Annotated in this window: 9 protein-coding genes; 2 read left to right on the top strand and 7 right to left on the bottom strand. The window is 37.5% G+C overall.

What is annotated here, in order from left to right:
• The 5 genes from PSU83_RS03590 to PSU83_RS03570 form a co-directional block, all read right to left on the bottom strand.
• On the bottom strand, window positions 1-5,440 hold a 5,440-nt coding region (locus PSU83_RS03590), incomplete at its 3' end, for a hypothetical protein (RefSeq protein ID WP_300586819.1).
• A 373-nt stretch (window positions 5,441-5,813) separates the two neighbouring features.
• The gene (locus PSU83_RS03585) at window positions 5,814-6,758 is read right to left on the bottom strand and encodes a nitronate monooxygenase (protein WP_300586817.1); all 945 of its coding nucleotides are present in this window, start codon (window positions 6,756-6,758) and stop codon (window positions 5,814-5,816) included.
• 21 nt (window positions 6,759-6,779) lie between these two features.
• Entirely contained in the window at window positions 6,780-8,426 is a 1,647-nt protein-coding gene (locus PSU83_RS03580; protein WP_300586816.1) for a S8 family serine peptidase, read from the bottom strand.
• Between the two features lie 106 nt (window positions 8,427-8,532).
• Complete coding sequence (gene mnmA / locus PSU83_RS03575; RefSeq protein WP_300586814.1) at window positions 8,533-9,720, bottom strand: tRNA 2-thiouridine(34) synthase MnmA; 1,188 nt, start codon at window positions 9,718-9,720, stop codon at window positions 8,533-8,535.
• Window positions 9,721-9,813: 93 nt separating this feature from the next.
• Entirely contained in the window at window positions 9,814-10,596 is a 783-nt protein-coding gene (locus PSU83_RS03570; protein ID WP_300586812.1) for a hypothetical protein, read from the bottom strand.
• Window positions 10,597-10,766: 170 nt separating this feature from the next.
• Here PSU83_RS03570 and PSU83_RS03565 point away from each other — a divergent pair, with 170 nt between their 5' ends.
• Window positions 10,767-11,294, top strand: a complete 528-nt coding sequence (locus PSU83_RS03565; protein WP_300586811.1) for a fasciclin domain-containing protein — start codon at window positions 10,767-10,769, stop codon at window positions 11,292-11,294.
• Between the two features lie 342 nt (window positions 11,295-11,636).
• Window positions 11,637-12,557 (top strand): fasciclin domain-containing protein, encoded by a 921-nt coding sequence (locus tag PSU83_RS03560; protein ID WP_300586810.1) that lies wholly within the window; start codon window positions 11,637-11,639, stop codon window positions 12,555-12,557.
• Between the two features lie 51 nt (window positions 12,558-12,608).
• On the opposite strand, the gene proC is transcribed toward PSU83_RS03560, so the two are convergent.
• Together proC and yidC are read right to left on the bottom strand one after the other, a co-directional pair.
• Window positions 12,609-13,409 carry a pyrroline-5-carboxylate reductase gene (gene proC / locus PSU83_RS03555; protein ID WP_300586808.1) on the bottom strand — a complete coding sequence of 267 codons (801 nt, stop codon included), beginning with the start codon at window positions 13,407-13,409 and terminating at the stop codon, window positions 12,609-12,611.
• Between the two features lie 73 nt (window positions 13,410-13,482).
• Window positions 13,483-15,384: a membrane protein insertase YidC gene (yidC, locus tag PSU83_RS03550; RefSeq protein ID WP_300586806.1), complete on the bottom strand. Its 1,902-nt coding sequence runs from the start codon at window positions 15,382-15,384 to the stop codon at window positions 13,483-13,485.
• Window positions 15,385-15,403: the final 19 nt, after the last annotated feature.

The following is a 15,403-nucleotide window of genomic DNA, read 5'->3' as shown; positions in this document are numbered from 1 at the left end:
TACCCAGACCTAATATCAAAAACAAATCTTCAGAGGGACTGTCAGCACAAACAATTAATTCGCCGTCATTTCCTGCCTGTGGTTCATCTGTAACAACTACAGTAGCTGAAGCGGTGGCATCGGTACAAGGTGCGATTCCTGAAACGGTATAAGTATAGGTTCCTGCAACATCAACAACAGGATCAAAAACTCCAGTTCCACTTGCTAAAGTTGGCGTCCAGATTCCTCCTGCTTGAGGGGTTCCTTGTAATGAATCAAATAAATCAACTGGATTTTGATTGGAACAAATAGCTAAACTTCCATTTGTCCCTGCATTTGGAATTGGATTCACTAAAACTGTTACGACTGCAGAGTCACTAGCACAAGGCGATGTTCCAGCTATGGTATACGTATACTCTCCAGCAGCATCTAGTGCCGGATCAAAAACTCCAGTTCCACTTGCCAAGGCAGGCGACCACGTTCCACCGGTTTGCGTACCCAGACCTAATATCAAAAACAAATCTTCAGAGGGACTGTCAGCACAAACAATAAGTTCGCCATCATTTCCTGCTTGTGGTTCTTCAATTACATTTACGGTAACGGTAGCGGTAGCATCCACACAAGGCGCTATTCCAACAATGGTATAAGTATAGGTGCCCGAAGCGTCTACAACAGGATCAAAAACGCCATCTCCATTAGATAATGTTGGTGTCCATATTCCGCCTACTTGAGGTGTTCCAGCAAGGGAAAGTAGTAAATCTTCTGGAGCAGCATTAGAACAAAATGTTTTAGTCCCGGTTGTTCCAGCATCTGGAGCTAAATTTACCGTTACTGTAACTACTGCTGTATCATTAGCACATGGCGCTGTTCCAGTTATGGTGTACGTATAATCTCCTTGAGGATCCACTGCTGGATTAAATACTCCAGTTCCACTAGCTAGAGTTGGCGACCAAGTTCCTCCGGTTTGTGGTGTTCCTTGTAGTGAAGCAAATAAATCAACTGGATTTTGATTAGAACAGATGGCCAAACTTCCATCCGTTCCTGCATCTGGTAACGGATTCACCGTTACTGTAACTACTGCGATATCACTAGCACATGGAGGTGTTCCAGTTATTGTATACGTATAATCACCTTGAGGATCGACCGCTGGATTAAATACACCTGTTCCACTTGCCATTCCTGGCGACCAAGTTCCACCGGTTTGCGTACCCAGACCTAATATCAAAAACAAATCTTCAGACGGACTGTTAGCACAAACAATTAATTCGCCGTCATTTCCCGCTTGTGGTTCTTCAATAACATTTACGGTAACGGTAGCGGTAGCATCCACACAAGGCGCTATTCCAACAATGGTATATGTATAGGTTCCCGAAGCGTCTACAACAGGATCAAAAACTCCGTCGCCATTTGCTAATGTTGGTGTCCATATTCCGCCTGCTTGAGGTGTTCCACCAAGGGAAAGTAGTAAATCTTCTGGAGCAGTATTAGAGCAAAATGTTTTAGTCCCGTTTGTTCCAGCATCTGGAGCTAAATTCACCGTGACTGAAACCACTGCAGTATCACTTGCACACGGTGGTGTTCCAGTTACAGTATACGTATAATCACCTTGAGGATCAACTGCTGGATTGAATACTCCAGTGCCACTTGCCATAGCTGGCGACCAAGTTCCTCCAGTTTGCGTACCCGGACCTAATATCAAAAACAAATCTTCAGATGGACTATCAGAACAAACAATTAATTCGCCGTCATTTCCTGCCTGTGGTTCTTCAATTACATTTACGGTAACGGTAGCGGTAGCATCCACACAAGGCGCTATTCCAACAATGGTATATGTATAGGTTCCCGAAGCGTCTACAACAGGATCAAAAACTCCGTCGCCATTTGCTAATGTTGGTGTCCATATTCCGCCTGCTTGAGGTGTTCCACCAAGGGAAAGTAGTAAATCTTCTGGAGCAGTATTAGAGCAAAATGTTTTAGTCCCGTTTGTTCCAGCATCTGGCGCGGGATTAATAACTACAGTTGTTTGTGCAGGTAAACTTGGACAGGTTGTAGTAGTATTAGTTGCAATTACGCTATAAACTCCGGGAATTGTAGTTGTAAATGTGGCGGTATTGCCTGGGTTGGATGCTCCTGCTGGAAATGTCCAACCATAAGTATAGGTTCCTGCTGGATTTGGTGTAACTGTAACTGTCGCCGGTGTTCCTTGACAAACTGGTGGACTAGTCACCGTTAGTGTTGGACTTGGACTAATAACTACTGTTGTTTGTGCTGGTAAACTTGGACAGGTAGTTGTTGGATTAGTAACAATTACACTATAAATTCCAACTGTAGCTGTGGTAAATGTGGCAACATTCCCCGGATTGGTTGCTCCGGCTGGAACGGTCCAAACATAGGTATATATTCCTGCTGGCAATGGTGTTGCCGTAACTGTGGCAAGAATACCTTGACATACCGGTGAACTAGTAACCGTTACGGTTGGTTTTGGGTTAATAACGACTGTAGTTTGAGCCGGTTGACTTGGACATGTAGAAGCTGCATTAGTTGCAATTACGCTGTAAACTCCAGCAATAGTTGTTGTGAATGTGGCTACATTACCCGGATTAGTCGCTCCTGCTGGTACAGTCCAAATATAAGTATAGGTCCCTGATGGAGTTGCGGTTGCTGTAACAGTCGACGGTGTCCCCTCACAAACCGTTGGGCTTGTTATGATTACTGTTGGTGTCGGATTAATCACTACTGTTGTCTGAGCCGGAAGACTTGGGCAGGTTGAAGTTGTATTGGTTGCAACTACACTATAAACTCCGGGAACAGTTGTTGTGAATGTGGCTACATTACCAGGATTAGTTGCACCCGCTGGTACAGTCCAAATATAAGTATAGGTCCCTGCTGGAGTTGCAGTAGCCGTTACTGTTGCGGGAGTACCTTGACAAACCGGCGGACTAGTAACCGTTACTACCGGTCTTGGATTAATCACTACTGTTGTCTGAGCCGGAAGACTTGGGCAGGTTGTAATTGTATTAATTGCAACTACACTATAAACTCCGGGAACAGTTGTTGTGAATGTGGCTACATTACCAGGATTAGTTGCACCCGCTGGTACAGTCCAAATATAAGTATAGGTCCCTGCTGGAGTTGCAGTAGCTGTTACTGTTGCTGGAGTGCCTTGACAAACCGGCGGACTAGTAACCGTTACCGTCGGGATTGGATTAATAACTACCGTTGTCTGAGCTGGAAGACTTGGGCAGGTTGTAATTGTATTAATTGCAATTACACTATAAACTCCGGGAACAGTTGTTGTGAATGTGGCTACATTACCAGGATTAGTTGCACCCGCTGGTACAGTCCAAATATAAGTATAGGTCCCTGCTGGAGTTGCAGTAGCCGTTACTGTTGCGGGAGTACCTTGACAAACCGGCGGACTAGTAACCGTTACTACCGGTCTTGGATTAATAACTACCGTTGTCTGAGCTGGAAGACTTGGACATGTAGTAACAGGATTTGTGATAATTACACTATAAACTCCCGGCGTTGTAGTAACAAATGCAGCTACATTTCCAGGATTGGTTGCTCCCGCTGGAACGGTCCATGTATAAGTATATATTCCAATTGGTGTCGCTGTGGCTATAACCGGTGCAGGTATACCTTGACAAACTGCTAGGCTAGTTACCGTCACTGTTGGTCTAGGATTTATGACTACATTGGTTTGTGCTGGAAGACTTGGACAAGTCGTAGTTGTATTGGTTGCAATCACGCTATATATACCCGGAGTATTCGTGAGGAATGATCCCACGTTTCCTGGATTAGATGCCCCTGATGGAACTGTCCAAACATAACTATAAGATGCACTCGGAGTTGCCGTAGCCGTAACAGTTGCTGGAGTACCTTGACACACCGGTGGACTTGTTACCGTTACCGTTGGGATTGGATTGATAACAACTGTAGTTTGTACCGGAAGGCTCGAACACGTTGTTGTTGGGTTTGTAATTACAACACTATACACTCCAGCCGTAGTTGTTGTGAATGATGCAACATTGCCTGGATTTGCAGCGCCAGATGGAACTGTCCAAACATAATTATAGGTCCCTGCTGGAGTTGCGGTAGCCGTAACTGTTGCTAACGAGCCTTGACAAACCGGAGGACTAGTAATCGTTACCGTTGGTCTCGGATTAACAATAACGGTCGTTTGTGCAGGCTGACTAGGACAAGTTGTACTAATACTAATAGCAATTACACTATAAACACCTGCTATTGTAGTCGTGAATGTTGCTACATTCCCCGGATTTGTTGCACCCGCAGGAACCGTCCATACATAATTGTAAGTTCCGGCTGGACTCACTGTTGCTGTTACAGTAGCTAATGTTCCCTGACAAACAGGCGGACTGGTAACTGTTACTGTTGGTGTCGGATTTATAATTATTGTTACTATTGAAGCATCTGTAGCACATAATGCAGAAGAAACTGTATAAGTAAAAACATAAGGACTTCCTGCCAAAGTTAGTGCAGATGGATTTAGCGTTCCTTGCGAACCATTTGTCGTTGCGATTGGACCCGACCAAACGCCAGTAGCATCCGGTGTTCCTCCTACTAAATTGAATAAATTAAAAGGTAAAGTTGTAGGGATTTGATTGACACACAAACTTCTACTTCCATCATTTCCTGCATCGTTAGGTTCATAAATAGTAACCAAAACTTCTAACCTGTCACTACTTTCGCATGGCGGATCTAGTGAGGTAGCATAGTAAAATTGTCCATTAACTAAAGGAGTACTTAAGTCTAACGGCACTCCGAAAGTAGAAGTTAAATACCAGTTGTTATTTCCAGTAGCCAGTAAATCTGCAACTGTTGGTGGATTACCAGTAACATTACAAAATTCCTGAACTGCAGAACCTGTGGGAATTGGAACTAATCCAACATTAACAAACAATTGTAATCTTGAAGTCTCACATCCGGTATCAGGATTAGTCTGACTGATGTAATAAATGGTATTGTCCGTTAAAATGGTAGCATTTGAGATTGGAGTTCCTCCCGACGAAGTTGTATACCACCTCAAATTATTGCCCGATATTACGAATTGCGGATTGGAAGGTGTTGCTTGATTTAAACTCGTAACGCAAACCCCTTGAAAATTGGCTCCTGTTGGTGCAGAGTAGACCGTAACAATAACGCGTTGTCTTGTTCCACAAGCTCCAGTAGCATCATCGGCGAAATAATCTTCACCGTTTACTAAACCTGTAGTTGCTAACAAAGCAGTTCCACCGGTTGCGTTTGCAAACCAACTTACACCTCCTCCATTGCTTGAAGCTGCTAAACTCGAAATTGTAGGTGATTGAATATTACAAAAAGACTGATTCAGATTTGTAACAGTAGGGCATTGAGAATATACAGCGCTATTAAATCCCAAAAGAGATACTAATACAACGAAATAAATGAAATAATTTTTAACTGGAGTAATGATTCTCATAAGCAAGTCAATTTTAAACCATTCGATGCCGATTGATACAAAATCATAACCTTATTATTATGCTAAAAAAAATTTAACAACCAGATAAGACGGTATCCTTTCAAGCAAAAAAAAGCTTCTACTATATTACTCATAATAACAATTACAGTGTTTGACTTATTAAAATGTTATAAACAAATTAATCAACATTATTAACAGTTTGTTAACTAGTTACACGTGTTCTATGTAATTGACATATAGTGTTTTAAAGTTCTTTTTTGCTATTTTTCAAAATTGTTATTAGATTTTTTTATACTTGAAAATAAAAAAAATGTTAACAAGTTTATAACGTATTATAAACCTATTAACAACTTTTTATTAAATCTGAATATCTTTAAAATTGCATATTGGGAATATTTTTTACCGTGTATTCGAATTCGGAAATAACCACATCAACGATATCTTTTACTGTTTTAATTTCATGGATTAACCCTGCAATTTGTCCAATTTCTAATTCACCTTCTAGTAAATCTCCTTCAAACATTCCTCTTTTTGCTCTTCGTTTCCCTAATAAGTTTTGCAGATCTTCATTTGTTGGACATTTAGAGTATAATTCCTGAACATCATTAAAAAATTTATTTTTGATCAAACGAACGGGAGCTAATTCCTTTAATGTCAATTGGGTATCACCTTCCTTTACATCAACAATGGTTTTCTTAAAATTCTCGTGAGCCGAACTTTCAAAAGAAGCTGCAAAACGAGACCCCATCTGAACACCATCTGCTCCCAATATCATAGCTGCAAGCATACCTTTACCGGTGGCAATTCCACCAGCAGCAATAAGCGGAACACTGATGTTTTCTTTTACCATTGGAATCAAAGTAAAGGTAGTCGTTTCTTCTCTTCCATTGTGACCACCCGCTTCAAATCCTTCTGCAACCACTGCATCAACTCCAGCTTCTTGGGCCTTTAGCGCAAATTTTGAACTGCTCACCACGTGAACCACAGTAATCCCGTTGTCTTTAAGATGCGATGTCCATGTTTTTGGATTTCCTGCAGAAGTGAAAACAACTTTTACGCCTTCTTCAATTATAATTTGGATGATTTCCTCAATATTAGGATACAACATGGGCACATTTACCCCAAAAGGTTTATCTGTTGCTTTTTTACATTTCTGAATATGCTCTCGCAAAACATCGGGATACATTGAACCCGCACCGATTAATCCCAAACCTCCGGCATTACTGACGGCACTTGCTAATTTATAACCGCTATTCCAAATCATTCCTCCTTGAACTATTGGATATTTAATATTGAAAAGTTGGGTAATTCGATTCATGTAAGCTTTTGATTTTGCCTTTTAATTTTTTATGATTTTTCCAGTTTGCACAATTGAATTGCTTTCGATTTTATAAAAGTAAATGCCGGAATTTAAAGTTTCAAGGGATACCGAATCCTCTGAATTCTGAATTATTTTTTCACAAATGTTCTGACCTAAAAAATTGTAAAAAACAACTTTCGCCTCTTCAAAACCATCTGGAAATGAAACAAATAAGGTGCTATTGGCTGGATTTGGATAAACTAAAAATTTAGCTTTTGAAGTATCATTTAGTGAAAGTACCAAAGCATTATTTAAAGCTTGTTGAAAATCAGGTATTCCATATCCATATTGATTGGTGGGATTCGTAAATCTATCTGCTGATTCCTTCACAAAAGTAACGATTTGCTGATTGTTTAAACCAGGAGCAGCTTGCCAAATACTCGCGATTGCACCTGCCATAATTGGTCCTGAAAATGACGTTCCACTAGCTGTTGTAATTGTACCCGATGCATTTGAAAGCACTGAATTTTGACCCTGCGCCATAACGTCGGGCTTAACTCGTCCGTCAAATGAGGGTCCAATTGAGCTAAAAGTCGCATAAACCCCATCAGATTTAACGGCTCCGACGGATAAAACAGTATATGCATCAGCCGGAACGCTAATATTTGGATTTACAGTTGATCCTGAATTCCCTGCACTCACAACGCAAATCATTCCGCGACTAAAAGCAATGTCAGCACCTCTTGATATAAAGGAAGTAGTTCCATTCATATCAGCATAAGTATAACTGTAATTTGGATTATCATAATCAGAATAGCCCAACGACGTAGTAATGATATCAACCCCAAGTGAATCAGCCACTTCGGCTGCTTCCACCCAATTACTTTCCTCAACTGGATTTTCAGTAGCTGCATCTTCTGTAATAAATAAATAATAATTTGCGTCAGGAGCAGTTCCTACCAACTCATTTTCAACGTAACCGCCCATGGTCGATAGCACCAATGTACCGTGAGAATTTCCAGTATAAAAATTATCATTTCTGTTAACAAAATTATAGCCGCCTAAAATTTGATTATTATCCCTTAATCGTTGAAAAGGTGCTACTACATTTACATTTGGAAATCCAGCATCCATTACGGCAATTATTTTTCCAGAACCGGTATAATTTTGGTTATGAAGATAGTCAACATGGAGCATATTAACTTGATTTGCTGAATTTCCGTAAAGAAAAGCACTATTGGTTTCTGCTATTTTACTGCCTTTGTGAAGCGCAGCAGATTTAGAATTATTAGTAATTTTACTAGTTTTAATTTTGTTGGATCCATTTAAATTTCTGTTAGCAAATTGGAGATGGTCCACAAACGAAAGCGATGACAAATTCTGAATATCGGCTATACTTCCTCGAACATGAACCGCATTGAACCACTTTGATTTTGCCTTGACTTCAATTCCATTTGATGCACTAATTTGATCAACATAAGGTTGGTGAATTGGAACATCTTTTAGATCAATAACGATATTTTGAATTGTTCTTCTGTCTAATGAACGCTGCGAAAGCATTTGTAAAGGATTATCGAAATAGTATTGAGATTCAGGTTTATTTGTAAAATATACCCAAGCATCTTCCTGAGAATATCCGAAAAAACTTATTAGGAGAAGCGAGATAATAAACAATTTTTTACTCATGTTTGAACGATTTTTTTTTAAATGGTGGTTGTGACTCGAGTCTTAAAGGCGAAGCGACACAGTAATCCTTGATTTCATAGCATTTATTCGTTTCCGATATGCTAATTTATGAAATTACTCCTGAACCAACTAATTCGTCATCAATATTCCATGCCACGAATTGCCCTTCGGTGATTGCGGATTGCGGATTTTCAAAAGAAACATACAAACCGCTTTCAAACTGATACAAAGTAGCTCTTTCTAAAGGCTGACGGTAACGTATACGCGCCATGACTTGCATAGTTTCTCCATTTTTTAAAGCTAAATCTTCGCGAACCCAATGAACTTCTGAAGGTTGGACACGCAATGCTTTCTTGAATAAACCCGGATGACTGACACCTTGACCCGTAAAAATTGAATTCGATTTTACATCTGTTGCGATAATAAAAAGCGCTTCTTTTGTTCCGCCAACATTCAATCCTTTTCGTTGTCCGATGGTAAAATAATGAGCCCCTTGATGTTTGCCTACAATTTTTCCGTTTTCGGGAACATATTTAATAGAAGTGGATTCGAAAACCAACTGTTCTTCTAGCGAATTAAAGATAGGTTGCTCTTGATTGTATAATGGACTATTAGCATCAATTTCATAGATTAAACCTTCTTTGGCTTGTAATTGCTGTTGCAAGAATTCGGGTAAACGCACTTTCCCAATGAAGCACAAACCTTGTGAATCCTTCTTTTCGGCTGTTACCAAATCCAATTGCATTGCTATCTCTCGAACTTCTGGTTTGGTTAATTCTCCTATTGGAAATAATGATTTTGCCAATTGTTGTTGTGATAATTGACATAAGAAATACGATTGGTCTTTGTTATCGTCTTTTCCAGCTAATAATTGATAAACGGGTAATCCGCCAACTTCAATTTCGCCTTTTCTACAATAGTGACCGGTTGCCACATAATCGGCGCCAAGCGATAATGCAATTTTCATAAAAACATCAAACTTTATTTCGCGATTACACAATACGTCGGGATTTGGAGTACGTCCTTGTTCATACTCCTTGAACATATAGTCCACAATTTTATCTTTGTATTGTTCACTTAAATCAACCGTTTGGAACGGGATTCCGAGTTTTTCAGCGACAAGAAGGGCATCATTACTATCTTCAAGCCATGGACATTCGTTGGAAATGGTCACCGAATCATCGTGCCAATTTTTCATAAAAAGACCAATGACCTCGTAGCCTTGTTCTTTTAAAAGATAAGCAGCAACACTCGAATCAACACCTCCAGAAAGTCCAACAACAACTCGTTTCATTATAACAAAAATATGCGGCAAAGTTACCGCAAATTCTATAAAATTCTATATTGTACTATCAGTTAAAACAATTTGGTAGTAAACAAAACTTATTTATCTACCCATCTTCTTTTTGATTTCCTCTTCGAGATTATCATTATTGATTTTCTCTTCCGATTTTACTTCAACTTTTACGTCAGATTGTTTTGGCATTTTAGGCCGATTGAAGTTTTTATTCTGATAATTCATATTGACATCCTTCATTTTTCCTTTTATCAAGACCTTCCACATTCCCACTTTTTTTCCCTCTTTATATTGACCTTGGCTTGTAATTTCGTTAGTTGGACTTCGGTATATTGCTGGGCCATCATTCAGATTATTTTTAAAATACGATTCTTCCAGTACAAATCCATTTTCGGCGTAACTTTTATAAATTCCGTTTTTGAGGCCCTCTTTATAAGTTGCTTCTTCCGCTATCTCGCCGCTCTTATAGAAAACTTTCCTAATTCCGGTGAGCTTTCCTTTGACGTAGTGTTCCAAGGTCATTACACTTGACAAATCTTCATGATAATATTTCCAATCTCCTTCAAATTGCTTATTAACAACTTTCCCTTCGCTAACTTTATTCTTATTCTGATTATAAAAAATCGTGTAACATGAATTATCTTTTGCAGTAAACTCTCGCGTGGCTATGACGGTTCCTGCCTTTGTATCATCAAAGAACTTAAAAATACCTTTTTCTTTCCCATGGTCGAAGGTACCCTCATATCTGGGACGTTTTGATTCTTCATAGACTCCTTTCCACATTCCTTGCTTCTTGTTATCTCCATCGAATTTATTGATTTCTTGTGCAAAAACTGAGATTGTCATTAAAAAGCTTGCAAAAATGTATTTCATTTTAATATTATTTTTTTTCAAAATTAGACTTAATTTAGGGATAACGAAAATTATAAATATTTAGTATTACTAAGCGCATTAAATATTTACTAAAATATTTTGTTTTAAGATAATATTGGGAAATTAAATTATTCTTTTTATATTTGAGAAAATTTAAAACTCAAACCAATATGAAAAATTTTATTAAAAGCATTGCATTAGTAGCATTAGTTTTTTCTGCAGTATCTTGTAGTAAAGATGAAGCAAAAGATTATGGTACTGTTTCTATTGCTAAAATCATCGAAATAAGTCCTGAATTCAGTAGCCTTAAAGAAGCTTTAGACATCACAGGATTAACACCAACTTTTGAAGATGCAGGAAGTTACACTTTATTTGCTCCAAATAATGATGCTTTTGATGCTGTTCTTGGTGGACTAACAGTTGAAGAATTTAATACTGCAAACCCAGGATTATTAGCAACTGTTTTAAAATATCATGTAGTAACTTCGAAAGTTTTATCTGGTGCATTGTCAGACGGACAAAGCGTAACAACTTTGCAAGGTCAGACCTTCACAGTAAATATTGCAGCTGAAACAGGTGAAGTAACTATTACCGATGCTAACGCTGGAACTGCATACATTACCGCTTTCGATGTTGAATGTACTAATGGAGTTATTCATCCAATTGATGCAGTTTTACTTCCAGGAGGCGGTAGCTAAAACAATAAAATAGTATTTAAAAGAGCTTCTCAATGAGAAGCTCTTTTTTTTTGCCAAATAGGTACCTTCAATAATAAACTTGTAAAATTGAATATGGTATACCAATCTATTATACCATGAATTACGTTATCATTTTATTAACATATTCACTTGTTTTTTGTTTAACTGTTTTACTTTCAATTTAAAAAAAAATGGCATTTTTATTAATAACTACTTATAAACTAGATAGTTATAAGTTAAACAAAACTGTTAAATATTTAATAAAAATGATTTTGTTTAACTTTTTTTAATTTTAGTTAAACAAAAATTATTTACTTTTACAAAAACTTTAAAACAAAAACAATGAAAAATTTAAAAACAATTATTGGGATTACATTAATTGCCTTAGTTACATTTTCATGTAGCAGCGATGACAGCACAGACAATTCCATATCTGGAATTGCATCAAAAAATGCAGATTTAACATTATTAGTTAAGGCATTAAAAAAAGCAGATCTTTACAACACGCTTAAAACTGGTAACTACACTGTTTTAGCTCCAACAAATCAAGCATTTATTGATGCGGGATTTACAAGTGAAGCAATTGACGCTTTACCACAAAGTGGCATACCTGCTTTAAAAGAAATATTGTTGAATCATGTATTAGTTGGTAAAATTTTATCTTCAGACTTGACTAATAACTCGTATGCTAAAACTTTAGCAAAAGGAGCCGCTTCAAGCACTAATACTTTGAGTTTATTTATACAAACTACACCTAATGTTAAGTTTAATGGTATTTCAACAGTTGTAACTGGTGGAGCAAATGTAGTAGCTTCTAACGGTGTTGTACATGTTGTTGATAAAGTAATTACACTACCAACAGTTGTAACACATGCTGTAGCAAATCCAAACTTTAGTACACTAGCTTCTTTATTAACTGCTCAAAATTTAGTTACAACATTAAATGGAACAGCGAGTTCTCCGTTCACAGTTTTCGCACCATTAAATTCAGCCTTTGACACTGCTACTCTAGCATTATATACTGGCTTAACTTCTGCTCAGAAAACTGCAGTATTGACGTATCATGTTGTTGGAGGAGCGAATGTTTTATCAAACGCTATCCCTACTACTCCAATCACCACATTGGAAACTGGAACTTTCACTATTGCTGGTACAGTAATTACCGACGAGGCAAACAGACAAACTAATATCGTTTTAACTGATGTACAATGTTCTAACGGAGTTGTGCATGCTGTAAGCCAAGTACTACTACCTGCTATATAAACGTAATTGCTATGAAAGAGAAGAAGCGCAGCCTTAAAGGTTGCGCTTTTTTTATGATCCTAACTCGACAGCCCTATCATTGGCAGCTATTACAGCGTGAATAATCGTCTCTTCTAACAATCGCTTTTCAAAAACCCGCAATGCGCTTTCAGTGGTGCCGCCTTTAGAAGCCACTTTAGCAATCCATTCTTCATTAGATAACGAATAACTATTTTGAATGGCAATCGATCCCATAAACGTTTGATTGACCAACAATTCTGCTTCTGATTCGTTGAAGCCTAAATCTACTGCAGCTTTAGTCATTGATTGCATAAAATAAAATACATAAGCTGGTCCGCTTCCCGAGATGGCTGTTGCAGCATCAATTAGTTTTTCGTTTTCAACATATACTGATTTTCCAGTAGTATTAATAAGATTCTGAATGATGAACAATTCCTTTCGGTCCACATTTGCTGATGCCGTAAAAACGGTCATTCCCATTCCGATTTGAGTCGGAATATTAGGCATTGAACGCACAACTTTAGAACAAGAAAGCTCTGCTTCTAATTTAGCCAAAGTTATTCCGGCCATGACCGAAAATATAATTTGACTGTCTTTCAGATAAGGCTTTATGGATTGTGCTAAAACTGAAAAATCCTGAGGCTTAACAGCTAAAATCACAATATCAAAATCGCTTATTCTTTCAGTGGACAAATGTGAAAAATTAACTTCTGGAATACCGTTATTAATCGTTGGAAAAATAGTATTTCTAACCAATACAAAGATATCTTCCGGCTTGATAAATCGCGAAGCAATAAAGCTATTGGCATAGGTTTTACCCATATTGCCGTAGCCTATAATTAAAACTTTCATAGTACTTAAAATTAAAAAACTCTGTTTAAAGATATGTTTTTAAACAGAGTTTTGAAAATGTAGTTTTGAAATATTATTTCTTTTTCTTTTGAAGTTGTTTTTGTTTCTCAGACTCTTCCATCATTTCTCTCATTTTCTTCTGGAACTTACTCTCCGTTTTTGGCTTCGTTTTATTCACTTCAATTTGGGCATGAATCTTATCGCTATTGATAAAATATCTTTTGATAACCAACATAATTCCGATGGTAATCAAGTTGGAAATAAAGTTATACAAACTCAATCCCGAACCATAACTATTAAAGAAAATCAACATCATAACAGGAGAAACATAAATCATGATTTTCATAATCTTAGCCATATCAGGCATCCCTTCTTGTTGTGGTTGTGCCATTGCTTGGTCGCCTGAAGTCATTTTCATATAGAAGAAAATTGCAATTGCGGCCAAAATTGGGAACAAGCTGATATGATCTCCGTATAAAGGAATATGGAACGGTAATTTTGCGATTTGGTCAAATGAAGATAAATCGTCTGCCCAAAGAAATCCTTTTTGTCTTAACTCAAAAGCTGAAGGGAAAAACTGAAACGAGGCATACATAAATGGAAGCTGAATCAAAGCTGGAATACAACCAGCCATCGGATTCACTCCAGCTTTATTGTATAACTTCATTGTTTCTTGTTGTTTTTTCATTGGATCTTTAGAAAATTTTTCTCCAATTTCTGTAATCTCAGGACGCAATACTTTCATCTTCGCTTGCGACAAGAACGACTTAAACGTAATAGGCGACATCGCAATTTTTATCAGAATAGTAAATACTATAATGGCAATTCCAAATCCCATATAGGAACTCAAAAATCCAAATAACGGAATGAAAATAAACATATTTATCCATCCAAAAATTCCCCATCCAAGCGGAACGATTTTCTCGAGATTTCGATCATATTTTTTTAATGTTTTATAATCCGTTGGACCATAATACCAGTTCATTTTATAATCGAGTTCCCCATTTGTAAAAGCTAAGGGTGCTATGACTTTGTATTGTTTTGTAAAGATTGTATCTTTCTTTTCGTCAATAACTAAATTATGTGAATGCAATTTTGCAGTTACAAGTGGCGTTTTAGTCAATAATATACTAGAAAAGAAGTGTTGCTTGTAAGCGATAAAACTAATTTTTTCCGGGTTTTCTTCCTTGTCGGTTCCTTGTCCGACGTAATCGATTTTTCCATCATTATGTTCGAAATAAATCTCGGCATAACGATTTTCATATGAAATACTTCTTTCGTTGCGATATGTTTTTAAATCCCATTGCAGGTCAATCGGTTTTGTAGTATTTAAAACTGTGTTTAATCCTTGCGAGTGAATGTCAAAATCAACTAAATATTCTTTGGGAGCCAAAACGTACTTATATTCCAAATACTCATTCGCTCCCGCTTTCAATTTCATAGAAAGCACTTGATTAGGTCCTACTTTTGTTAAAGTTGGCTCAAAATATAAATTTTTGGTATTTAAAACTCTGTTATCTTTAGTTTGTAATTCAAGATTAAAACTGGCATTATTATTTTTAATCAACTCGACTAACTGTCCTGAATTTTTTTTGAATCTTTCATAATTTTTCAAAATTACTTCAGATACCTGACCCCCTTTATTAGCTACTTTTAGTTTGATAAACTCATTTTCGAGTGTGGTGAAATTCTCTTTTGCAGAAGGCAAAGTAGCAGAGTAAGCAAAACTGCCAAGAGTTCCTGTTAACTGCTTTATTTTAACCGAATCTAGTACCGTAGAGTCCGCTGCCGTTACTATGGGGGCAATCTCTTTTGCACTGGCCGCAGTCGTTTTAGCTTCTTCTACTTTTGCTTGTTTGGCTTTTGCTTGTTCCTTCACCTCATCAGCTTGACTGTTATAACTCATCCACACGATGATAACGAATATCAATCCAAAACCAATAATTGTATTAAAATCAAATTTCTTTTTTTCCATAATAATGCTGAACCTACTC

Origin of the sequence: Flavobacterium sp., from assembly GCF_029945805.1 — a bacterium.
Lineage (GTDB): Bacteria > Bacteroidota > Bacteroidia > Flavobacteriales > Flavobacteriaceae > Flavobacterium.
Note: the sequence above shows the minus strand (reverse complement) of the source record. Positions and strands in the feature narration are given on the sequence as shown.

Coding starts and splice junctions, on each gene's coding strand:
- PSU83_RS03585 (WP_300586817.1), bottom strand. CDS start 6,758: ATGAATCGAATTACCCAACTTTTCAATATTAAATATCCAATAGTTCAA.
- PSU83_RS03580 (WP_300586816.1), bottom strand. CDS start 8,426: ATGAGTAAAAAATTGTTTATTATCTCGCTTCTCCTAATAAGTTTTTTC.
- mnmA (WP_300586814.1), bottom strand. CDS start 9,720: ATGAAACGAGTTGTTGTTGGACTTTCTGGAGGTGTTGATTCGAGTGTT.
- PSU83_RS03570 (WP_300586812.1), bottom strand. CDS start 10,596: ATGAAATACATTTTTGCAAGCTTTTTAATGACAATCTCAGTTTTTGCA.
- PSU83_RS03565 (WP_300586811.1), top strand. CDS start 10,767: ATGAAAAATTTTATTAAAAGCATTGCATTAGTAGCATTAGTTTTTTCT.
- PSU83_RS03560 (WP_300586810.1), top strand. CDS start 11,637: ATGAAAAATTTAAAAACAATTATTGGGATTACATTAATTGCCTTAGTT.
- proC (WP_300586808.1), bottom strand. CDS start 13,409: ATGAAAGTTTTAATTATAGGCTACGGCAATATGGGTAAAACCTATGCC.
- yidC (WP_300586806.1), bottom strand. CDS start 15,384: ATGGAAAAAAAGAAATTTGATTTTAATACAATTATTGGTTTTGGATTG.